Source organism: Jannaschia halovivens (genome assembly GCF_046452375.1).
GTDB lineage: Bacteria > Pseudomonadota > Alphaproteobacteria > Rhodobacterales > Rhodobacteraceae > Jannaschia > Jannaschia halovivens.
Window position 1 is genome coordinate 1,616,162 of sequence record NZ_JBKFDJ010000001.1, and the last position, 21,660, is coordinate 1,637,821.

The following is a 21,660-nucleotide window of genomic DNA, read 5'->3' on the forward strand; positions in this document are numbered from 1 at the left end:
CTCACCCCCGTCCCAGCGCGCGCGTCACCGCCGCCTCGACCGCATGGGGGTCGTAGTCCAGCCATCGCGCGACGACATGCTGGTCGGGACGGATGAGGTAGAGGCCCCTCTCCGCCGCCCCGAGATAGCGCGCCGCGACCAGGCCCTCGGGATCGTCCGTCGGCCCGATCGCCACCGTCCCGAGCGCGAGACCCGCGGCCATGGGAGCCTCCGGCAGCTCGCAGCCGATCGCCAGAAGCACGAAGCCGCCCGTCAGGCGGTCGAGGAGGAACCCTTCGGCCAAAGACGCATCGCTGCAGGCGCTGCCGGGCCGCGTCCGCGCAGGCGCCCCCGGCAACGCGTCCGGCCCCGAAAGGGGCGAGCCGTCATAGGTGCAGGGCGTCGACAGCCGCCCCGAATTGACCATCGGCCGCGCGAAGGGCACCTCTCCCACGAGGTCCAGCACCGCGTCGCGGAAGAGCGCGTGCGCCGCATTCCGGGGTGTCAGAAAATCGGCCGACCGGCTGGAATGGGCGATATTTTCCTCAGCGGCCTGCTTGCGCTCGGCATGGTAGCTGTCGAGCAGCGCGTCCGGCGCATCGCCCGCCAGAACCGCAGCCAGCTTCCAGCCCAGGTTGTCGATATCCTGCATCCCGCCGTTCGCGCCCCGCGCGCCGAACGGGCTGACCTGGTGGGCACTGTCGCCCGCAAACATCACCGGGCCGTGGCGGTAGCGATCCATCGTGCAACAGCGGAACGTGTAGATCGACGTCCAGACCGTCTCGAAGGATACGTCCGGGCCGATCATGCCGACGACGCGGGTGCGCACCCGCTCGGGGTCGAGCTCGGCGTCGCGATCGATCTCCCACCCGAGCTGGAAGTCCAGCCGCCAGATATCGTCGGGCTGCTTGTGGAGGAGCGCCGTCTCGCCCGGGTTGAAGGGCGGATCGAACCAGAAGCGCCGCTCGGTCGGCATCTCTGTCCGCATCCGGATGTCAACGATCAGGAAATTGTCCTCGAAGACGCGCCCTTCGAATCCCAGCCCCATCATCTCGCGGATCGGCGACCCGGCCCCGTCGCAGGCCACGAGATACCGTGCCTCGATCCGGTAGGGTCCGTCGGGCGTATCGACCTCCAGCGCGACGTGGTCGTCGTGGCGGTCGAGTGCGGTGACGCGGTTCCGGCCCCGGATCTCGATCGGGGCGCCGCCGGCTTGGGCGCGGCGAATTTCCTCGACGAGGAAGCGCTCGAAATGCGGCTGTTGCAGGTTGACGAAGGCCGGGCGCCGATGCCCCGCCTCGGGCAAAAGGTCGAAGGCGTAGATCTCCGCCTCCCCGCGAAAGACGCGGCCCCGCTTCCAGACGACGCCCCGGTCGACCATCGGCTCGCCGCAGCCCAGGCGGTCGCAGATCTCGAGCGTCCGCTTGGCGAAGCAGATCGCGCGGCTGCCCTGGCCGACCCCGTCGTGGTCGTCCAGCACGACGCAGGGCAGGCCTCGTCGCCCGAGGTCCAGCGCCAGCCCCATGCCCACCGGCCCGCCGCCCACGATCACGACCGGGTGGCGCACCGGCGCGTCCGCGTCCTGGTCGGGCACGCGCGCGTAGGGGTAGAGCTGGAACGCAGTGCGGTATCTCGTGGCGACCATCCCTGTCAGCCTTGCAGTGCCTCCCACATCTCGAGATCGCGCGCGGCGGTCCAGATGCGGGGGTGGGCGATGCCGCGCGCCTCGTCATGGGCGCGGGCGACGTTGAAGGGCAGGCAATGCTCGTAGATGGCGTAGTCGGCGAATTTCGGATCGCATTCGGCGCGCACCGCGTGCCATGCGTCCTTGAGCGAGCCGCCGCGCGCGGCGACGCGGGCCGCTGGGCGATAGGTGCTGGTGACGAAATCGCGCGTGCTCTCGATGGCGCGGTCGACCGCCTCGCGACCGATCAGCGCGCCGCCGCGTCCCGGCGCGATGGCATCGACGTCATAGGCGCGGATCGCGTCGAGCGTGCCGCCCCAATCGCCGAAATACCCGTCGCCGCAATAGCAGGCCGAGCGGTCCTCGACGATGTCGCCGGTGAACATGACGTTGGCGTCTGGCACATGGATCACCGCGTCGCCTGCCGTATGCGCCCGCCCGAGGTGCCGGATGTCGACGCGGCGATTGCCGAGATAGACCGTCATCCCGTGCGAGAAGGTCGTCGTGGGCCAGGTCAGGCCGGGAATGCTCTCGTGCCCTTCGAAGAGGCGGGGGAAGCGCTGGAACTCGCTGTCCCAATCCTCCTGCCCGCGCTCGGCGACCATCGCACGGGCGGCGTCGGACATGATGACCTGTCCCGCGCCGTAGGCCGAAGCCCCCAGCACGCGGACCGCGTGGTAATGCGTCAGCACAAGATGGCTGATCGGCTTGTCAGTGACCGTCCGCACCTTCTCGATCACGAGATTGGCGAGGCGGGGCGTGGCCTGCGCCTCGACGATCATCACGCTCTCGTCGCCGATAATGACGCCCGAGTTCGGGTCGCCCTCGGCGGTGAAGGCCCAGAGCCCGTCGCCGATCTCGTCGAAGGTGATGATCTTGGCGGCCAGGTCGCCCTGGCTGGCGAAGGCTTTGCTCATGTCGTCTCCACGGTTTGAACGATCCGGCCGAAGAGGTTGCGGCCTTCGGCGTCTTCCATCCACATCTCGACCCGGTCGCCCGAGGCAAGGAACGGCGTCTGCGCGGCGCCGTCGGTCAATGTCTCGACCATGCGCTGCTCGGCGATGCAGGAATATCCGCGCCCGCCCGCCGCCACCGTGCGTCCCGGCTTGCCACCTTCGTCGCGGTTCGAGACCGTGCCCGAGCCGATCACCGTACCCGCCGGCAACGGCCGGGTGCGCGCGGCATGGGCGACAAGCTGGCCGAAATCGAAGGTCATGTCCTCGCCCGACCGGGTTCGTCCGAAGGGCGCGCCGTTGAGGTCGACGCAGAGCATGGCGTGCAGGCGGCGACCATCCCATCCCGGCAGATCGTCCGGCGTCGCGGCGAAGGGCGCGAGCGCCGAGGGCGGTTTCGACTGGACGAACCCGAAGCCCTTCGACAACTCGTCGGGAATCAGCGCGCGCAGGCTCACGTCGTTCAGAAGCATCACCAGCCGGATCGCGGCCGCGCCTTCGTCCGGGGTCGCGCCCCGCGGCACGTCGCCGGTGACGACCGCCACCTCGCCCTCAAAGTCGATGCCCCAGGAGGCATCGCCCGTGATCGGGGCCGTCGGCGCGTTGAACACGGCGCAGCCCTGGTACATCAGCGGATCGGTCCAGAACCGCGCCGGCATCTCGGCGCCGCGCGCCCGGCGGACGAGGTCGACATGGTTCACATAGGCCGAGCCATCGAGAAAGGTGTGCGTACGCGGCAGCGGCGCGAGGAACGCATCCCCGGCCACGGGTTCGACACCCGCCCTCGGTGCCAGATCTTCCCCGTCGAGCCAAGCGCGCATCGTGCCCGCGCCCGTCGACCGCAGGCCATCCTCCTCCACCACCAGCGTGCCGTCCGGCCCGCCGGAGGCGAGGCTCGCCAGCCTCATGCGCGCCACCCGGGCGACGCGTCGCGCCCTCGGCCCTCTTGCCAAAAATACCTCGGGGGCTCGGGGGCAGAGCCCCTGCCCCGGCCGACCGCGCCCGCGGTCCGGCCGCTCATCCCTTCGTCCCCGGCGTCCCGTCGAACAGCTTCGGCAGGTCCGTCCAGCAGTCGATGTAATCGTCCTGCAGCGGCGCCTCGCGCCCGGCGAATTCGGTCAGGTGTTGCGGGAACCGCGTCTCGAACATGAAGGACATCGTGGCCTCCAGCTTCATGGGCTTCAGCTCGGCATTCGACGCGCCCTCGAAGGCCTGCCGATCCGGCCCGTGCGGCAGCATCATGTTGTGCAGCGACAACCCGCCCGGGACGAACCCCTTCGGCTTCGCGTCGTATTGGCCGTGAATGTTGCCCATCAGCTCGGACATGACGTTCTTGTGGTACCAGGGCGGGCGGAACGTGTCCTCGGCCACCATCCAGCGGTCGCGGAACAGCACGAAGTCGATATTCGCCGTGCCGGGGCTGGCCGAGGGCGCGGTCAGGACCGTGAAGATCGACGGGTCCGGATGGTCGAACAGGATCGCGCCGACCGGGCAGTAGGTGTTGAGGTCGTATTTGCAGGGCGCGTAATTGCCGTGCCACGCCACCACATCGAGCGGCGAATGGCCGATCCGGGTCTCGTGGAACTGGCCGCACCACTTGACCGTGACGGTCGACGGTGCGTCGCGATCCTCGAAGGCGGCGACCGGTGTCTTGAAGTCGCGCGGGTTGGCCATGCAGTTGGCCCCGATCGGGCCGCGCCCCGGAAGCTCGAAGGTCTGGCCGTAATTCTCGCAGACGAAACCGCGCGCCGGTCCCTCCAGCAGCTCGACGCGGTAAACCAGCCCGCGCGGCAGGATCGCGATCTCCTGCGGGGCGAGGTCGATGACGCCCAGCTCGGTGCAGAACCGCAGACGACCCTCCTGCGGCACGACCAGAAGCTCGGAGTCGGCCGAGTAGAAATAGGCGTCCACCATGCTCTCGGTCACCAGATACACGTGCGCCGCCATCCCGACCTGCGTGTTGACGTCGCCCGCCGTCGTCATCGTACGCATGCCCGTCAACCAGGTCAGCGCCTCGCCCGAATGGGGCAGCGGATCCCAGCGGTACTGCCCCAACGAGGTAACGCCGTCGGGGATATGCGGCGCGGTCGTCCAGTAGGGCAGGTCGATCCGTTCGAAGCGGTGCGTGTGCTTGACCGAAGGCCGGATGCGATAGCACCACGTCCGCTCGGGACGGTCGGCGGTGAACGCCGTCCCTGAAAGCTGTTCGCCATAGAGGCCGTAATTGGCCTTCTGCGGGCTGTTCATGCCTTGCGGCAGCGCGCCGGGCAGGGCCTCGGTCTCGAAGTCGTTTCCGAAGCCGGGCATGTAGCCTTCGACCGTGCCGACCGGCGTCAAGGCGGTCGTCAGGCTGTGCGACGCGGGTGCCTCGTTCATGATGCTCCTCCCTGCTCCTGCCTGCCCCAATAATCGTTGCGCTTGCAACTATCAACGCCCAACTGGCGTGGGGACCGGCCGCCGTCAGCTCAGCCAGGTGTCGTAATCGCTCACCAGAAGGTGGGTCGGCGCGACGTCCTCCTCGATCTCGGCGAAGCGACCGATCGGTTCGCGGAAGATGTTGTCGGTGAGGTCGTCGTTGACCGTCGAGACCTCGCCGATCAGCACGTCGCCCCCCTCGCCCCAGAACGCGTGCCAGTCGCCGGGGCGCAGCGTGACACTCTCGCCCGGCGCCAGCGCCAGCCGCTCTCCGGGGGCGTAGTCGCGGTAGAGCCCGTCGCAGGCGACCCGCCCGCCTGCGTCCTCGGCAAAGCGCCCCGCCTCGTCCGAGCCGTAAAGCTCGATCACCAGCGTGGCACCGCCCCGGTTGATGATATCCTCGGTCTTGGTGATGTGGGTGTGCATCGGCGAAAGCTGGTCTCGCCGCGAGATCAGAAGCTTCTCGGCATAGCAGAACCCCCCGCCCGCGCGCAGCTCCGCCGGATCGCCGTTGCGCAGCGTGAAAAGGAACAGCCCCATCTCGTCGAACCGGCCTGCACCGTAATCGGTGATGTCCCAGCCGCAGCGATGGTCGATCACCTCGGCGGCCTCGGTGCGGCGGGCGACGAAGGTCTCGGGGGACCAGCGCGCCCAGGGCGGCAGCGCGAAGCCGTGGCGGCGCATCATCTCGTCGGCCTCGGCCATGATGGCATTGATCCTCGACCGCTTCATGCCGGTCTCCTCCTACGGGCGTGTCTCGCGCGACGATAGCGCCTTCGCCCCTCGACGCCATCCGTCTTTCCGAGCGGCGGGGGCGGCCTAGATCGCGAAGCATGAAGCGACGCATGTTCATCGCGGCGACCCTGCTGGCCGCCCTGCCCGCCCACGCCGAGGAGATGCAGATGGATCTGGAACCGGACTGGGGCTACGTCGCCGACACGGTCATGGGCGGCGTCTCCGAGGGGCGGGCGACGCGCGAGAGCGTCGCCGGGCGCGACGCGGTGCGCCTGACGGGCGAGGTTTCGACCGAGAACAACGGCGGCTTCATCCAGATGGCGACCCCGGTCCCGCGCGACGTGTCCGGCTGGACGGGCATCGAACTCGACGTCATCGGCAATGGCGAAACCTACGAGATGCGCCTGCGCACCGAAGGGATGACGCGGCCTTGGCAATCGTTTCGCGCCGAGTTTGCCGCGCCACCCGACTGGACGACGATCCGCCTGCCCTTCGACGCGTTCGAGGCCAACCGCACCGACATCGTGTGGGATCCCGCCGGGCTGCGGCGGATCGGTGTGCTGGCCGTCGGGCGGGAGTTCACGGTCGATATCGCGGTGGCCGGGATGCGCCTCTACCGCTAGCCTTGGCGGCAATCGAGGCAGAGCAGCACCGCCGGATCGAAGGCGAGGCGCGCGGCCTCGACCGGTTCCTCGCAATCGACGCAGAGCCCCCATGTCCCCGCGTCGACCCGCGCGAGCGCCGCCTCGAGGACGGTGATCCGGGCCGATCGACGCGCCTCCTCTCCCGCCGCCATCGCCTGGTTCTGAATCGCGTCCATCCGCGACAGGCGCCCGACGCTCTGCTGGTCCAGCACCACGGGACGTCGCGCCTCGGACGTCCCATCACGCGCGGCCCGTAACTCGGCCAGCTCGCCCTCCAGCGCGGCGCGGGGATCGGTCACCCGAGCAGCGCGTCGATCTCGGCCCGCAACGGCATCGACGGCGCCGTGCCGGGGCGCGTGACGCTGATGGCCGCGGTCGCGCAGCCGAAGCGCACTGCGTCGCGCGGGGACATGCCCTCGGCCAGCGCCGCCGCGAAGGCGCCGTTGAACGCGTCGCCCGCCCCCGTCGTCTCGACCACGGGGCCGGCGTCGAAGGCCGGCACTATCTCGGTCGTGTCGGCGTCGTGATAGAGCGCGCCCTGCGCCCCGAGCGTCAGGATCGCGGCCCGCCCCACACCCGCAGCCAAGAGCGCCTCGCCCGCCGCGCGCGCCGACGCGGCATCGGTGACCGCGATCCCGGTCAGCGCCTCGGCCTCGGTCTCGTTCGGGGTGACATAATCGCAGAGCGTCAGCATCCCTTCGGGCAATGGCGCGGCGGGCGCAGGGTTCAGGATGGTGACAGCCCCGCCCTCCCGCGCGATGCGCAGCGCGTGGACCGCGGCGTCCATCGGTTGTTCCAGCTGGGTGACGAAGACCTTGGCTCCGCCGATCAACGCCGCGTGGCCGTTGACGAAATCCGCGTCGATCCCGGCGGCCGCACCCGGCGCGATGATGATCGCGTTGTCGCCCGTCTCGGCGTCTATGAAGATATGGGCCGCGCCCGTCGCCTCGTCGCTCCGCTCGACGGCCGGGGTCACCCCCGCCTCCTCCCATGTCGCCATCGCCATGTCGCCGAAGGTGTCCGATCCGATCCGCGTCACCATGGCCACGTCGCCGCCCGCGCGCGCCGCGGCGACCGCCTGGTTCGACCCCTTGCCGCCGGGGCCGAGTGCAAAGGACCGGCCCATGATCGTCTCGCCCATCCGGGGCTGCCGGTCGGCGCGGTAGGCGGTGTCGGCGACGAACACCCCGAGGATCACGACATCAGTCATAGGACCTGTCTTCCGGCCCGATCACCCCCTTGCGCAGCATGATGCAGCCATAGAACCGCCGCTCGCCCGTCTGGATCACGGCATAGGCGTCGCGCGCGAGGTCGTAGAAGGCGAAGCGCTCGATCCCCACCATGTCCCGCGTCTCGCCGGTCGCCGCGATCTCGGCCTGCACCTCCGCCTGGACCGGCGGGACGGTGGCGGCGTCGTCCACGACCTCCATGCGGCCCGCGAAATCCTCGACGAAGGTGTCGAGCGGCATCACCGACAGGACCGCGCGGGCGACCTCGGCCATCGGCCGGTCGATGCGCAGCACCTCGCCATGGACCGTCTCCTGCGCGATCGCGTCCGAGGGGAAGTTCGTGTCCGCCAGGATCAGCATGTCACCATGCCCCATCGCGCGCAGCGCATAGAGCACATCGGCGTTCAGGATCGGGTCCAGTCCCTTGAGCATCGTTCGGTCCTCCCTTGGTGCGGGCCACGCTAGGCCCGGCGGCGCGCCGCTGGCAAGACGGCGGCTTGCGATGGGTCAAGACATGCGCCAAGCGGCCGGGGCAAGATCGTCGCGACACCCGAACCCTCGCCCGGAGACTCCAATGCGCCTCATCGCTCTTCTGCCCCTCGCCCTTGCCGCCTGCCAGACCGCGCCCGAGGACGTGCGCGTCGACGCGGCCCATGGCATGGCGCTCTTCGCGCAGGACTGCACGGCCTGCCACGGTGCCGATGCGACAGGCGGGACGGGCCCCGACCTGACGCGCATCTCGTCGCGCAATGGCGGGGACTTCCCGACGACGCGCGTGCTGGGTCAGATCGATGGGCTGGGGCGCCATGGCGACCCGGCGGCGGTGATGCCGGAATTCGGAGCCCAGGACCTCGGGCCGACGGTCGTCGTGGAATTCGAGGAGGGGATCGGGACGCCGATCCCCGCCGACCTCCTGGCGCTGTCCCGCTACCTCGAAAGCATCCAGCGCTGATCGGCGATCGGACGGTCAGGGCTGGCCTCCGGGGATTGGCACGGCGCGCTCCGCCGTCCGGCCTGGCCTGCCGCCGCGCCGCCTTCATGGATTATCAACGCCTCGCAGGCAGAGAATATTCGTACGAATATTCTCTGCCGCGGGGGTGACCGGACGAATTAAGTCCGTTATCGGCCACGCCGTGCGCGCACGCCCGGACGGCGCGGGACCCCTGCGCTCCCCTTGTCTTAACCCTGCCCCAGCCGCGCGCCCACCGCGTCGGCCATCGCAAGCCCGATCGCCACCTGCGCCGCGCCGTCCATGTGCACCCCGTCCAGCGGATCGACCTCGGCCACGCGGCCCGCGTCAAAGAACCCGCAGCCCAGCCCCTCGGCCGTCTCGCGGAGCGCGGGCGCGATGGCCCGGCTGCGCGCGCGGCCGCCCTGGAACATCTCGGCCAGCACGCCCGCCTCCTCCAGCGGGACGGGTGCGACCAGCATTACGTCCGGCGCGCCGCCGTCGGGTCCCGCCGTCGAGCCCTGCACAACCTGAGCCAGCCGCCCCGCACCGGCGGCGATGTCCCAGCCGCGCAGGCCGAACCGCGCCTTGCAGTCATTCGTGCCCAGCATGACGATCACCAGCCGGATCGGCCTGTGACTCTCGAGAAGCGCGGGAAGCACCCGCAGGCCGTTCTTATGCGCCCCCTCGATCGGGTCGTCATGGACGGTCGTCCGGCCCGGATGCCCCTCGCAGATCACCTCGATCCCCAGCGCGCGGCCCATGACCATCGGCCAGCGCGCCTCGGGCGGATGGCGGTCCAGCTGACCCAGCCGGGCGAAGGGCCGCGTGCCATGGCTGTTGCTGTCGCCGAAGACGAGGATCGTCACGGATCGATCCGCGCGCCGCTCTGGCGGTCGAAGATGTGAACCGTGCCGGGCGCGGGCATCAGGTGGATGCGGTCGCCGGGCCGGATGCCGGGCCGGTCGCGCGTGACCGCCGTCACCTCGCGCTCGCCGATCCGCGCGATCACATGGGTCTCGGATCCCGTCGGCTCGACCACCGAGACCGTCGCGGGCAGCCCCGCCTCGGCCAGCGAGAGATGCTCGGGGCGCAGGCCCAACGTGACGCCTTGGCCTGCAATGACCCCCGGCACCGGCAGGACGTGGCCGTCCACCGCGACGCCGTCCGCCACACCCTCGCCCGGCATCAGGTTCATCGAGGGCGAGCCGATGAAGCTGGCGACGAAGGTATTCGCAGGCCGGTCGTAGAGGTCGAGCGGAGAGCCGATCTGTTCGACATGCCCGCCCTGCAACACGACGATCTTGTCGGCCATCGTCATCGCCTCGATCTGGTCGTGGGTGACGTAGATCGTCGTCGTGGACAGCCGCTGGTGCAACTCGCGGATCTCGGCGCGCATCTGGACGCGCAGCTTGGCGTCGAGGTTCGACAGCGGCTCGTCGAAGAGGAAGACCTGCGGGTCGCGCACGATGGCGCGGCCCATCGCCACCCGCTGCCGCTGCCCGCCCGAAAGCGCCCGCGGATAGCGGTCGAGGTAATCCGTCAGCCCGAGGATCCCCGCCGCGCGGTCCACCCGCTCGGTGATCTGCGCCTTGTCCATGCCTGCCATGCGCAGGCTGAAGGCCATGTTCGCGCGCACCGTCTTATGGGGGTAGAGCGCGTAATTCTGGAACACCATCGCGATGTCGCGGCGCGCGGGCGCGAGGTTGTTCACAACGCGGTCGCCGATCGCGATGGTGCCGCCGGTGATCCCCTCGAGGCCCGCGACCATCCGCAGGAGCGTGGACTTGCCGCAACCCGACGGCCCTACAAGCACGACGAATTCCCCGTCCGAGATGTCGATGTCGAGGCCGTGGATGACCTCCGTCGTCCCGTAGGACTTCCGCAGGTCGCGGATCGTCACGTTGGCCATTCGTCTCCCCTTCGCTCGGGCCGACGCTAGCGGGGCGTCCGGCGGCTGTCACGTCCGACATGCTAACATGCCAGTCCCTTGACAGGTCGGGTCCGGCGCGGTGACTGTCGCAGGGTCAAGGTCGCCCGGAAAGGGCGCCGATCTGGGAGGATCACATGAAGCACCGCATCTACGAACACTTCCTGCGCACGGGTAAGCTCAATCGTCGCGCCATGCTGCAGGGCGCGGCCGCCACGGCCGGTCTCGCGGCGGGCGGCGCGCTGATGCCGAAGGGCGCCTTCGCCGACGCCCATGGCAATCTGCGCGCCGAGATCCTTCAGATCCCGGGCGTCGGATCGGGCAGCCCCACGGACGCCGATTGGCAGCGCGTGGGCGAGATGTGCCTCGGGGCGACGCGCGAAAGCGTGGCCGAGGGCGAGTTCGCGGGTGTCGAGCTGACCTTCATGGGTCTCAACAACCAGAACACGCACAACTTCCTGTTCCGCGGCTTCCTGAAGTCGTGGGAGGACTACACCGGGGCCACGATCAACTGGATCGACCTCGCACAGGCCGACTACAACGCGCGCCTGCAGCAGTCGATCGCGACCGGAACGGTCGATTTCGACATCATCGAGATGGGCGCGCCCTTCGAGGGCGACGTTCTGGGCCGCGGCATGGCCTCCGAGATGCCCCAATGGGTCGCCGACATCATCGACATGGACGATTACGTCGACTACCTGAAGGCCCCCGTGGGCACCTGGGACGGCAAGACCTACCGCGTATCCATCGACGGCGACTGCCACACGATGGCCTATCGCCAGGACTATTACGACAACGCCGAATTCGCCGAGGCCTGGGCGGCCGAGGGCGGCGAAGGCCCCTGGGCCCCGCCCGAGACCTGGGAGCAGGTCAACGCGCATTCGAAGTTCCTTGCCGGCAAGACCGACCCGCTGACGGGTCTGCCCGCGCATGGCTTCCTCGACCCGCTCAAGGGTTGGGGCGGCTTCGGGTTCTACTTCCTCGAGGACCGCGCGACGCCCTATGCCAAGCACCCGGACGATCCAGCCTGGCTGTTCGATCCCGAGACGATGACGCCCCGCGTCAACAACCCGGCCTTCGTGCAGGCGATCCAGGACGTGATGGACCTGATTGCGACCGAAGGGGCCTACCCGGCCGACCAGATCAACGCCGATCCCGGCACGACCGCGTTCCAGCAGTTCCTGGCGGGAACCGGCGCCGCGCTGACCTGGTGGGGCGATGTAGGTGCCGCGGCGCGGACCTCGGATACGTCGGTCGTGGGCGAGGTCGCGGCCTTCTCGATGAACCCGGCCGCCGAGCGCGTCTACAACTCGCAATCCGGCGAATGGGAGGAGGGCCGCAACGAGAGCCCGAACCTCGCCTATATCGGCTGGGGCGTCTACGTGATGGCCAAGACCGAAGAGGACGCGCTCAAGAACAAGGCGGCCTGGTCGGCGGCGGCACATCTGGGCGGCAAGGACCTCTCGCTCTGGGCCTCGGCCTATCCGTCGGGGTTCCAGCCCTACCGCAACTCGCATTTCCAGTACGAGGAATGGGAAGCGGCGGGCTACGACCGCGCCTATGTCGAGGATTTCCTCGGCGCCAATCTCGACAGCTACAACCACCCCAACGGCGCGATCGAGCCGCGCATCCCCGGCATCTTCCAGTACTACTCGGTCGCCGAGGACGAGCTGGCGAAGGGCTTCGCGGGCCAATACGGCTCGGCGCAGGAGACCGCGGACGCCATCGCCGCCGCTTGGGAGGAGATCACCGACCAGATCGGCCGCGACAGCCAGATCGCGCTCTACAAGGCGTCGCTGGGGATGTGAACCGCATCGTCTGAGATCGGGGGCGCGTCCGGCGACGGGCTCGCCCCTTTTCCGTGGTGCCAGGCCCGATCGGGCCGGGACATCGAGCCCCGGCCCGACCGGCGAGGTGTCTCCCCTCGCGCTCCCCGAGGTATTTGGGGCCAGAGGAGGGGGGCGCGATTGACAGCGGCGCGCGTCGGGGGCCAGTTCGGGCCAGATCCGAAAGGTCCAGCCCATGCTGCCAGACGACATCCAGACGCAGGTCCTCGACCTTCTCCATCACCGTACGTCCCGGCTGGCCGATGGCGACCCGGTGGCCGAGCCGATGGTCTCGACCTCGACCTTCCGGCTGGGCGACCAGCCCGCGCCCGACGCGATCTACGGTCGGTATGCGACCCCCACGGTGCAGGCCTGCGAGGCGCGGCTGGCCGCGGTCGAGGGCGCGCCGAGCCTTCTGTTTGCGAGCGGGATGGCGGCCATCGCGGGCGTGATGCTGAGCGTGCTGAAGACCGGCGACCGGGTGCTGGTGCCCGCAGACGGCTATTTCCACACGCGCGTTCTGGCGGGCGAGACGCTCGCGCCGCTGGGCGTCGAGATGGTCACCGTGCCGACCCGCGAGATGCTCGGGGCGGATCTTTCGGACGTGGCGCTCGTGCTGGTCGAGACGCCGTCGAACCCGGCGCTGGATCTCATCGACCTCGGCGCGCTGTCGGCGCGCTGTCGGGCGGCGGGGGCGCTGCTGGCCGTCGACAACACCTTCTGCACGGGGCTTCTGCAGCGACCGCTGGCGCTGGGGGCCGACATCACGCTGGCATCGGACACCAAGGCCGCGGGCGGGCACAGCGACCTGATCCTCGGGCATGTGGCGACCGTCGATGCGGACCTGATGGAGCGGCTGGCCGCGACGCGGAAATTCACCGGCGCGATCCCCGGTCCGTTCGAGGCATGGATGCTGTCGCGCTCGCTTGAGACGCTGGAGCTGCGCCTCGAGCGGATGTGTCGCAGCGCGCGGTCCGTGGCCGAACGGCTGGCATCGGACGACCGCGTCGCCGTGCGCTTTCCCGGCCTTGCCGACCACCCCGACCACGCGCTGGCCCGGACGCAGATGCACGCGCCCGGCTTCGTCATCGGCGCGACGTTCCCCGACCGTACCGCCGCCGACCGCTTCATCGCCGCCGCCGGATGCATCCTGCCCGCCACGAGCTTCGGCTCGACCCATACCAGCGCCGACCGCCGCGCCCGCTGGGGCGATGCGGTGCCCGAGGGCTTCCTGCGGCTGTCCATCGGGATCGAACCGGAGGCGCCGCTGCTCTCCGCCATCGACCGGGGACTCGCAGCCCTCTGACGTCGCGGGCGGGCGAGACGCCGTCGCAATCGGGCGCCACCGTCGGGGGGATCATCCCTGGAGGCGACATGCGCGACGAGACCCTGCCGGACCTGCCCTACACGCCCGATTTCGAAACCTGGCCCGTCACCCATCGCCCCGTCGCCGCCCGTGCCCAGGGCGATGCGGTTCGCGTCATCTGGGCGGACGGTGCCGAGAGCATCCACCTCGCCCGCCTCCTGCGCGAGAACAGCCCCGATGCCGAGACGATCCACCCCCTTTCGCGCGAGTTGCTGATCTCGCCCACGGCGATCCCCGCCGACCTGTCGGTGCGGTCGGCATCGGTCGAAAACGGCATCCTCGGGGTCGTCTTCACGGACCGGCCCGACACCTGCCGCTACCACCCTGGCTGGCTGCGCGGCACGGCATGGCTGGGACAGGTGCCGGAACCCGACAGGGCCGCGCCGGTGCTCTGGGACGCGACGATGGCCGAGGTGCCGAGCTTCGACGGGCCCACCGCCCTGGCCGATAACACGACCTTCCTCGCCTGGCTGGAAGCGCTGGCCCGCAATGGCGTCGCCCGCCTTCGGGGCCTGCCCGAGCGGGACGGCCTCCTCCTCGAGATCGCCGGTCGCATCGGCACGATCCGCGACAGCAATTTCGGCCGCGTCTTCACGCTGGCGATCCAGGACGACCCGACCAGCAACGCCTACACCTCGCACGCCCTGCCGCCCCATACCGATCTCGCAAGCCGCGAATGCCCGCCGGGGCTGCAATTCCTGCATTGCCGCGAGAACACGACGACCGGGGGCATGGGCACCTATGTCGACGGCTACCGGGTGGCCGAGGATATCCGAACCGAGGACCCCGATCTCTTCGAGACGCTGACGACCCTCGACTGGACCTTCGGCAACCGCGCCCGCGACACCGACTACCGCGCGACGGGGCCGGTGATCGCGCTCGACGCAGAGGGCGCCGTCCGCGAGATCCGCTACACCGTCTGGCTGCGCCAGCCCGTGGTCGCCCCGCTGAACGAGCAGCGCCGCGCCTACGAGAGCCTGCGCGCCTTCGCGGTCCGGGCCGAGGATCCGCGCTACCGAATGGAGGTGCGGTACGCGGCGGGCGATCTCTTCGCTTTCGACAACCGCCGCGCGCTGCATGGGCGCACAGGCTACGACGCGGCGGGCGGGGCGCGCTTCATCGAGGGGGTCTATTCGGACCGCGACGAGCTCTGGTCGCGCATCCGGGTCCTGCGGCGGGGCACGCGATAACGCTTCCCAACCGCCGGGCGGCGTGACTAACATGTCAGCAATGGCCGAGCAGCTTCACATCGTCACCGACGACCGCATCACGCCTGCGCGGCGCGCCGCCGGACGGACCATGGTCTGGGGCGGGCTGGCTCTCCTGATGGCGGTCGGCGCGCTGCAATGGTTCGACCAGACCGGCCGCCTCGATCTCGGCTTCGAAAGCTGGCGCCCGACGCTCTACGCCTTCTGCCTCTTCGCGACGCTGCTGTGCTGGGCACAGGTGGTGCTGCATGGCGAGCAGGGCAAGCGCACGCTCTTCGTGCTGCCCGCGGCCCTCTTCGTGGGCGCGCTGGTGATCTTCCCGCTGATCTTCGGCGTCGGCATTGCACTCAGCGACTGGAACCTCGCCTCGCCCGACGGGCGGCAGTTCAACGGTCTCGACAACGCCCGACAGGCGATGGGGGACCCGTTCTATCTCAACGCGCTCTGGAACATGGTGCTCTATACGGCGGCGATCCTCGTGGAATACGTCATCGCCTTCGGTCTCGCGCTCCTTCTCAACGCCGAGATCCGGGCGCGTAAGTTCTTCCGCGTGGCGTTCCTTCTGCCCCTGATGCTGTCGCCCGTCGCCGTCTCCTGGATGGTCGGCAAGTCGATGTTCGAGCCGCGCTTCGGCCCGATGGCCCGCCTTGCACGCGAGCTGGGATGGGAGACGCCCAGCTTCTTCGGCACCCCCGAGATCGCGCGCCTGATGATCATGGTCATGGACGCCTGGACCTTCATCCCCTTCATGATGATCATGCTGCTCGCGGGCCTCCAGGCCGTGCCGAAGGAGCTGATCGAGGCCGCCAAGGTCGACGGCGCATCGCCCTGGCGCCGCTTCTGGGAGGTGACGTTCCCCCTGATGCTTCCAGTCTCGATAACCGCGATCCTGATCCGCATCATCTTCAAGCTGAAGCTCGCCGACATCGTCATCAACATCACCTCCGGCGGCCCCGGCGGCGCGACGGACACCGTCACCAGCTTCATCTTCCGCGAATACCGCGACCGCTCGAACGTGGGCTACGGGACGATGCTGGCCTTCCTCTACCTCATCGCCATCGTGATCTTCATGACCGTCCTGATGAAACTCACCGAACGCTGGACGAAGCCCCAGACATGACGGACGCGCCCGCCACCCAGATCTTCCACGACAGCGAGGCCGACCGCGCCTTCCGCCCCGGCTTCGTTCTGTCGAAGGTGGCGATCTACGCGCTGCTGATCGCCTGGGCGATCATCTGCCTCTTCCCGATCTACTGGACCATCACCACCAGCTTCAAAGCCGCGCCCGACGTGATGCAGGGCAACATGATCCCCTATGTCGACTTCGAGCCCAAACGCCTCGGGTGGCGGGCGCTCGGCCTGTCGCCCGACACGATCGGTAGCGTCTCGACCGTGCGCGACGAGTTCATGCGCCGGTTCTGGAACTCGACCATCATCTCGGTCTCGGCCTCATTGCTGGCCGTCATCCTCGGGGCCTGCGCCGCCTATGGCCTCTCGCGCTTCCAGTACCGCTTCGGTCCGATGCGCAACGGCGACATCTCGTTCTTCTTCCTCAGCCAGCTGATCCTGCCGCCGGTGGTGCTCGCGCTGCCGTTTCTCGTCCTCTACCGCGAGCTCGACATGCTGGACTCCCGCATCGGCCTGATCCTGCTCTACACGCTGACGGTGCTCCCCATCGTCATCTGGATCATGCGCGACCAGTTCGGCTCGATCCCCACCGAGCTCGAGGAGGCGGCGATGGTCGACGGCCTCGGCATCTGGGGCGCGTTCCTGACGATCATCCTGCCCATCGCCGCCCCCGGCATGGTCGCGGCCTTCATCCTGTCGCTCGTGCTGACGTGGAATGAATACTTCTTTGCCGCGCTCCTGACCTCGACCCACGCCAACACCCTGCCCGTGATGGTGGCGTCGCAGACCGGGTCGCAGGGCATCTCCTGGTGGTCGATGGCCGCGCTCAGCTTCGCGGCGATCCTGCCCCTGATCGTGATCGGGATCGTCCTGGAGAAGTACATCATCAAGGGCATGGCGGCGGGCGCTGTAAAGTAAGCGTCGGCAGGCAGATTGGAAACGGATCTTGGTCTGGCGTTTGGACAGAGACGTCCCTGGACCAACGCAGCACGTGATGCCATCCGATTGGCCGGTTTCCGCGTGAGGAAAACCACCTAGAAGCGCAGCATCGCTCCAACTCGAACCGTCGTCACACCGTCTATCGCGACGAAGTCCTCCGGATTTGAGTCAGACGTCAGACCAGCAGTGCCGACACGACCGTTCGGCTGATAATGAAGGACTTCGAACGTTATGCTCGTATCCTCGGATGCAAGCCAAGAGACCCCGGCCCCGAAGACGGGGCCGAACCCGTCGAGGCTGACTTGGCCGAACGGATCGGCGCCATCGGGGTCCCGCATGGAATAATTCGCGGATACGTAACCGACGCCCAGAGTTGCGTAGGGCAACACGTCTCCGATGGAGTAACCGGCCCTCGCCCGCAGGCTTAGCATGCCGTCTATCTTGATGTCGCTTTGGTTGGGGATCGCCTCCGACTGGCTGTTCTGCGAGGCGCTTACGTTCGCAAGTACAGCGTCGGCTACGACGCCGTAGACAAGCCGGCCGTGCTGCCGATCAAAGCCGAGTTGGACGCCGCCCAACATGCCGTCAGGGGAAAGGTTGTCAGGGTCATCTCCGGGGTCGAAGCCACAGCAATCCTGGATACCAGTGGCTCCCGCGCTCCCAAATCCGAATACGACCCCGGCATACGAACCGGACCAATCCGACAAGGATTGAGCGGACGCCTGTGCCGAAAGGGCGACAAGCACCGAACAGAACAAAAAAGCACATCGGCGGCGTCGAAAATGGCCCATCAGGAATCCCCCCAGAATTAACGAATTCTAAAGCTATTTGTGCATCATGCGCCAACATAGCGTCGCCGTCTTGCAGCAAAGTGCGACCCTGCTCCCCAGCGACAGCCCGGAACGTCTGCGCTGGGCACCGAGCCGATCCTCAAAATACGTCCAGCCGTCCCTCCACCTCCGCCCTGAGCCAAGTCGCCGCCAGCCGGGCGATGCGGCCGGGATGTGCCACCGTGACCTCCAGCCCCTCGTCCAGCAGAACGCGCGCGCCCGCCTCCTCCAGCCGGCCCTCGGCCAGCAGACCGGCCACGAGCGACAGGCGTCCCATCGCCGTGCCCGCGCCGCGCAGCGCCTCCTCGATGGCCAGCCCGTAGAGCGAGAAGACCGGCCCCGGCGCGGGCACGCCGCCCGTCGCGGCGTCCCAGGTCGCCCAATCCCCGGCCCAACTCGCATCCGTCAGCCGCGTCGCGGTCCCGCCCGGCGCGCGGACCGGGACCAGAATGTCCGCGCCGGGGCCGTAGAACAGCCACAGGTCATGCGGCGCGCGCTTGGTCGGCGGCGGCGCCTCCATTGCGGTGATCGAGACCGAGAGGCCCGGCATCGTCGCGCGGAGCGCGGGCAGGCGCGGCTGGAGCCAAAGCTGCGCGATGGACGGCAGCGTCGCCACCGACAGCCGCGCGGGGGCCGCCCCCGTCCGCAGCGTGTGCTGCGCCGTCCCAAGGTCGTCGAACGCGCGTGTCAGCCCCGGCAGGACGCTGGCCCCCAGCGGCGTCAGGCGCACGCCCCGCGCCAGCCGATCGAAGAGCGGCGCGCCCAGCCGGTCCTCCAGGCCCTTCACATGCGCCGTCACCGCGCCGGGCGTCACGCCCAGCTCCCCGGCGGCGGCCTTGAACCCGCCCAGCCGCGCCGCCGCCTCGAAGGCGCGCAGAGCGTTGAGCGGCAGGTCGGGGGCACGGGGCGGGTCGACGGACATGGGCAAGCCTCAGTTTTCCTGACCCTCACCTTCACCCGATCTGCGTTGACCGCAAGCCCCCGTCTCGGGCCAATGCGACCCATGACCGATCTCGCCCCCCGTCCCTGGCTCTCCGCTCCCGCCGCCGCGCGCATCGACGCGCTGCCCCTGCCCCCCGACCCCCGCGCCGCCGTCGAGGCGCTGGCCGCCGAAACCCGGGCCATCCACGACGACCGCTGCTTCAACCTGAACCCCGCGACCAACGTGATGAACCCGCGGGCCGAGGCGCTGCTGTCGTCGGGCCTCGGCAGCCGTCCGTCGCTGGGCCAGCCGGGCGACAAGTACGAGACCGGCCTCGACGCCGTCGAACAGATCGAGGTGATCGCCGCCCGCCTCGCCGCCCGCGTCTTCGGTGCCACCTATGTCGAGGCGCGCGTCCCCTCGGGCGCGCTCGCGAACCTGATGTCCTTCATGGCACTGGCCCAGCCCGGCGACGCCATCGTCGCGCCGCCGCCCGCCATCGGTGGCCACGTCACCCACCACGCGCCGGGCTGCGCGGGGCTCTACGGCCTGACGACGCACCCGGCCCCGGTCGATGCCGCGCGCTATACCATCGATGTCGACGCCCTCCGCGCGCTGGCCCACGAGGCCCGTCCGAAGATCATCACCATCGGGGCCTCGCTCAACCTCCATCCCCACCCCGTCGCCGATCTGCGCGCCATCGCCGACGAGGTCGGTGCCACCCTGATGTTCGACGCGGCCCATCTCTGCGGCGTGATCGCGGGCGGCGCCTGGCCGAACCCGCTGGGCGAGGGCGCGCATCTGATGACCATGAGCACCTACAAGTCCCTCGGCGGCCCGGCCGGCGGCCTGATTGTCACCAACGACGCCGAGATCGCGCGCCGGCTCGACGCGGTCGCCTTTCCCGGCCTGACCGCCAATTTCGACGTGGCCAAGACGGCGGCGCTGGCGATCACGCTGCAAGACTGGCTCGACCACGGCGCAGAATACGCCGCCCATATGGTCGCCTTGGCACAGGCCCTCGCCGAAGCCGCGCGCACCGAAGGCCTGCCCGTCCACGGCACGACTGAAAGCCACCAGTTCGCGATAGAGGCGGCGCCGTTCGGCGGTGGTCAGACCATAGCCCGGCGCCTTGCCCGCGCGGGCTTCCTCGCCTGCGGCATCGGCCTGCCCCTTCCAGAGGTCGAAGGCGACATGAACGGCCTCCGCATCGGAACGCCCGAGCTGGCCCGCCGCGGCGTCGAGCCGTCGGACGCGCCCGCGCTCATGGCGCTCTTCGCCCGCGCACTCCGCGATGACCCGGAGACCGTCGCCCCCAAGACCGCCGCCCTCCGCGCCGGGTTTTCGGAGCTGCGCTACGCCGACTGAGTCCCGCGTCTTCGATGTTCCGGAAATATGTGCGGGGGGTGCGAGGGGGGCCGCCGGCCCCCCCCCGCCGTCAGAGCGAATGCGCGATGGCCTTCGTCGTCTCGTAGAGATCGCGCCAGAGTGGATAGGCCCGCGCATAGGCGTCCCGCGCCACCGGCTCCACCACGCGCTCGACCGGGTTCCAGGCGGCGATGTCGCGCGGCGCGCAGGCTCCGACCGCCACGCCCGCGAGGAACGCGTCGCCCAGCGCCGCCCCCGTCGTGCGCCGGCAGAGATGCTGGGTCACGCCCGCCGCGTCCGACGTCGCCTGCAGCCAGACGTCGTTTTTCACCCCGCCGCCCACGGCCAGCACGCGCGCCGGGTCCGCCCCGCCCGCGCGGATCGTCTCGACCACGTGCGCCGTGCCCATCGCCACGCCCTCGCAGACCGCCCGGAACATCGCGCCGCGATCATGGGTCAGGTCCAGTCCGAAGAAGGCGCCTTTCGCGCGGGGGTCCTGGATCGGCGTCCGCTCGCCCGAGAAGTAGGGCAGGCAGAGCAGGCCGCGCGCCCCGGGCTCGATCCCGCGCGCCTCGGCGGTCAGCACGGCGAAGGCGTCCTCCCCCAGCTCCCGCGCGAAGACGTCGCGGAACCACCGCGTCAATGTCCCGCTGGTGCCCTGGCCCGCCATCGTGCACCACGTGCCCGGCCAGAGCCACGGCGCCGACCAGAGTGCCGGGTCCAGCAGGCGGTCCGCCGTCACTTGGATCATGAACATGCTCGACCCGTACATCACCATCATGTCGCCCGCGTCGCGCGTGCCGACGCTCACGGCTTCGGCCGCCGCGTCGATCGTGCCCGCCGTCACCGGCACGCCCTCGGGTAGCCCCGTTGCGCGGGCGGCCCGCGCGGTCACACGCCCGGCGACCTCGGTGGTCCAGATCAGGCGGGGCAGCATACCGGGGTCGACCACGCCGTCGCACATTGCCTCGGACCACCCGCCCTCGCGCGCATCGTAGAACGGCGTCCATTGTCCGGCTGAATGGTGGTCCAGCACCCGCTCGCCCGTCAGGCGGCGCACGAGGAAGGTCGTGCAGGTCTCGATCGCCGCCGTCTCGGCCCAGATCTCCGGTCGGTTTCGCCGCAGCCAGAGCACCTTCGGCCCGACCGACTGCGTCGTCAGCACGTTGCCCGACGCCTCCAGCATCGCCTCCGCCCCGAACCGCGCCGTCATCTCCGCGATCTCGGCCCCGGCACGTGCGTCCACCCCATAGAGGATCGCGGGCCCCAGCGGGTCGCCCGCCCCGTCGACCGCCAGCACGCAGGGCCCGATCCCGCTGACGGCGACGGCGGCGACCTCTGCGGCATCCACCCCGGCCAGCACCTCGCGCGCAAGGGCCACGAACCCGTCCCACCAGACGGCCTCGGCGTCGTGCTCGGCCCATCCGGGGCGCGGCACGTCCATGCGGTGCGCCCGCACGGCCTCGGCCACGACCGCGCCGTCGGGCGTGGCCAGCACGGCCTTGCCCTCAAAGGTCCCGATATCCACACCCAGAAGATAGGTCATCGCGCGCTC

General features: G+C 69.6%; 21 protein-coding genes and 1 pseudogene. 8 read left to right on the plus strand and 14 right to left on the minus strand.

From position 1 onward, the window contains the following. Position 1: 1 nt before the first annotated feature. From ACK8OR_RS08110 to ACK8OR_RS08130, 5 genes are all read right to left on the minus strand, one after another. Positions 2–1,624: an FAD-dependent oxidoreductase gene (locus ACK8OR_RS08110; RefSeq protein ID WP_410188908.1), complete on the minus strand. Its 1,623-nt coding sequence runs from the start codon at positions 1,622–1,624 to the stop codon at positions 2–4. A 5-nt stretch (positions 1,625–1,629) separates the two neighbouring features. Further along, the gene (locus tag ACK8OR_RS08115; protein WP_410188909.1) at positions 1,630–2,580 is read right to left on the minus strand and encodes an MBL fold metallo-hydrolase; all 951 of its coding nucleotides are present in this window, start codon (positions 2,578–2,580) and stop codon (positions 1,630–1,632) included. Then, on the minus strand, positions 2,577–3,524 hold the full coding sequence (locus tag ACK8OR_RS08120; RefSeq protein ID WP_410188910.1) for a fumarylacetoacetate hydrolase family protein: 948 nt from the start codon (positions 3,522–3,524) through the stop codon (positions 2,577–2,579). The genes ACK8OR_RS08115 and ACK8OR_RS08120 overlap by 4 nt, the downstream gene beginning before the upstream one ends. 109 nt (positions 3,525–3,633) lie before the next feature. Further along, the gene (gene hmgA / locus ACK8OR_RS08125) at positions 3,634–4,992 is read right to left on the minus strand and encodes a homogentisate 1,2-dioxygenase (RefSeq protein ID WP_410188911.1); all 1,359 of its coding nucleotides are present in this window, start codon (positions 4,990–4,992) and stop codon (positions 3,634–3,636) included. Positions 4,993–5,076: 84 nt separating this feature from the next. Further along, on the minus strand, positions 5,077–5,763 hold the full coding sequence (locus tag ACK8OR_RS08130) for a D-lyxose/D-mannose family sugar isomerase (RefSeq protein WP_410188912.1): 687 nt from the start codon (positions 5,761–5,763) through the stop codon (positions 5,077–5,079). A gap of 101 nt (positions 5,764–5,864) precedes the next feature. On the opposite strand from ACK8OR_RS08130, the gene ACK8OR_RS08135 reads away from it, so the two are divergent. Then, positions 5,865–6,389 carry a CIA30 family protein gene (locus ACK8OR_RS08135; protein ID WP_410188913.1) on the plus strand — a complete coding sequence of 175 codons (525 nt, stop codon included), beginning with the start codon at positions 5,865–5,867 and terminating at the stop codon, positions 6,387–6,389. Here the strand turns inward: ACK8OR_RS08135 and ACK8OR_RS08140 are convergent. Genes ACK8OR_RS08140 through ACK8OR_RS08150 form a run of 3 tightly spaced genes read right to left on the minus strand, consistent with a single transcriptional unit; the run spans position 6,386 to position 8,071 of the window. Then, positions 6,386–6,709: a TraR/DksA family transcriptional regulator gene (locus ACK8OR_RS08140; RefSeq protein ID WP_410188914.1), complete on the minus strand. Its 324-nt coding sequence runs from the start codon at positions 6,707–6,709 to the stop codon at positions 6,386–6,388. The genes ACK8OR_RS08135 and ACK8OR_RS08140 overlap by 4 nt on opposite strands. Further along, entirely contained in the window at positions 6,706–7,620 is a 915-nt protein-coding gene (gene rbsK / locus ACK8OR_RS08145) for a ribokinase (RefSeq protein WP_410188915.1), read from the minus strand. The genes ACK8OR_RS08140 and rbsK overlap by 4 nt, the downstream gene beginning before the upstream one ends. Continuing rightward, positions 7,613–8,071 carry an RbsD/FucU family protein gene (locus tag ACK8OR_RS08150; protein WP_410188916.1) on the minus strand — a complete coding sequence of 153 codons (459 nt, stop codon included), beginning with the start codon at positions 8,069–8,071 and terminating at the stop codon, positions 7,613–7,615. Before ACK8OR_RS08150 ends, rbsK begins: the two co-directional genes overlap by 8 nt. A 142-nt stretch (positions 8,072–8,213) precedes the next feature. Between ACK8OR_RS08150 and ACK8OR_RS08155 the strand changes: the two genes are divergently transcribed. Further along, positions 8,214–8,591: a c-type cytochrome gene (locus tag ACK8OR_RS08155; protein WP_410188917.1), complete on the plus strand. Its 378-nt coding sequence runs from the start codon at positions 8,214–8,216 to the stop codon at positions 8,589–8,591. A 227-nt stretch (positions 8,592–8,818) separates the two neighbouring features. On the opposite strand, the gene ACK8OR_RS08160 is transcribed toward ACK8OR_RS08155, so the two are convergent. Together ACK8OR_RS08160 and ACK8OR_RS08165 are read right to left on the minus strand one after the other, a co-directional pair. Next, positions 8,819–9,457: an SGNH/GDSL hydrolase family protein gene (locus ACK8OR_RS08160; protein WP_410188918.1), complete on the minus strand. Its 639-nt coding sequence runs from the start codon at positions 9,455–9,457 to the stop codon at positions 8,819–8,821. Next, the gene (locus ACK8OR_RS08165) at positions 9,454–10,500 is read right to left on the minus strand and encodes an ABC transporter ATP-binding protein (protein ID WP_410188919.1); all 1,047 of its coding nucleotides are present in this window, start codon (positions 10,498–10,500) and stop codon (positions 9,454–9,456) included. The genes ACK8OR_RS08160 and ACK8OR_RS08165 overlap by 4 nt, the downstream gene beginning before the upstream one ends. A 155-nt stretch (positions 10,501–10,655) precedes the next feature. Here ACK8OR_RS08165 and ACK8OR_RS08170 point away from each other — a divergent pair, with 155 nt between their 5' ends. The 5 genes from ACK8OR_RS08170 to ACK8OR_RS08190 all read left to right on the plus strand — a co-directional run bounded on the left by ACK8OR_RS08170 (position 10,656) and on the right by ACK8OR_RS08190 (position 16,964). Further along, complete coding sequence (locus ACK8OR_RS08170; RefSeq protein ID WP_410188920.1) at positions 10,656–12,326, plus strand: type 2 periplasmic-binding domain-containing protein; 1,671 nt, start codon at positions 10,656–10,658, stop codon at positions 12,324–12,326. Positions 12,327–12,540: 214 nt separating this feature from the next. Beyond that, the gene (locus tag ACK8OR_RS08175; RefSeq protein WP_410188921.1) at positions 12,541–13,650 is read left to right on the plus strand and encodes a cystathionine gamma-lyase; all 1,110 of its coding nucleotides are present in this window, start codon (positions 12,541–12,543) and stop codon (positions 13,648–13,650) included. Between the two features lie 68 nt (positions 13,651–13,718). Further along, complete coding sequence (locus tag ACK8OR_RS08180) at positions 13,719–14,900, plus strand: TauD/TfdA family dioxygenase (RefSeq protein ID WP_410188922.1); 1,182 nt, start codon at positions 13,719–13,721, stop codon at positions 14,898–14,900. Positions 14,901–14,931: 31 nt separating this feature from the next. Further along, positions 14,932–16,038, plus strand: coding sequence for a carbohydrate ABC transporter permease (locus ACK8OR_RS08185; protein ID WP_410188923.1), 1,107 nt, complete (start codon positions 14,932–14,934; stop codon positions 16,036–16,038). Next, entirely contained in the window at positions 16,035–16,964 is a 930-nt protein-coding gene (locus ACK8OR_RS08190; RefSeq protein WP_298435381.1) for a carbohydrate ABC transporter permease, read from the plus strand. Before ACK8OR_RS08185 ends, ACK8OR_RS08190 begins: the two co-directional genes overlap by 4 nt. Positions 16,965–17,080: 116 nt before the next feature. On the opposite strand, the gene ACK8OR_RS08195 is transcribed toward ACK8OR_RS08190, so the two are convergent. Continuing rightward, positions 17,081–17,776: an outer membrane protein gene (locus tag ACK8OR_RS08195; protein WP_410188924.1), complete on the minus strand. Its 696-nt coding sequence runs from the start codon at positions 17,774–17,776 to the stop codon at positions 17,081–17,083. A 139-nt stretch (positions 17,777–17,915) separates the two neighbouring features. Next, positions 17,916–18,737, minus strand: a complete 822-nt coding sequence (locus ACK8OR_RS08200) for a LysR family transcriptional regulator (RefSeq protein ID WP_410188925.1) — start codon at positions 18,735–18,737, stop codon at positions 17,916–17,918. Positions 18,738–18,818: 81 nt separating this feature from the next. On the opposite strand from ACK8OR_RS08200, the gene ACK8OR_RS08205 reads away from it, so the two are divergent. Beyond that, positions 18,819–20,105, plus strand: a complete 1,287-nt coding sequence (locus ACK8OR_RS08205) for a serine hydroxymethyltransferase (RefSeq protein WP_410188926.1) — start codon at positions 18,819–18,821, stop codon at positions 20,103–20,105. 70 nt (positions 20,106–20,175) lie between these two features. Here the strand turns inward: ACK8OR_RS08205 and ACK8OR_RS08210 are convergent, their stop codons facing one another. Beyond that, positions 20,176–20,886, minus strand: a complete 711-nt coding sequence (locus ACK8OR_RS08210; RefSeq protein WP_410189880.1) for an FGGY-family carbohydrate kinase — start codon at positions 20,884–20,886, stop codon at positions 20,176–20,178. A 42-nt stretch (positions 20,887–20,928) separates the two neighbouring features. Beyond that, positions 20,929–21,657, minus strand: a pseudogene (locus ACK8OR_RS08215) (FGGY family carbohydrate kinase); the annotation flags it as partial. Between the last annotated feature and the right edge of the window lie 3 nt (positions 21,658–21,660).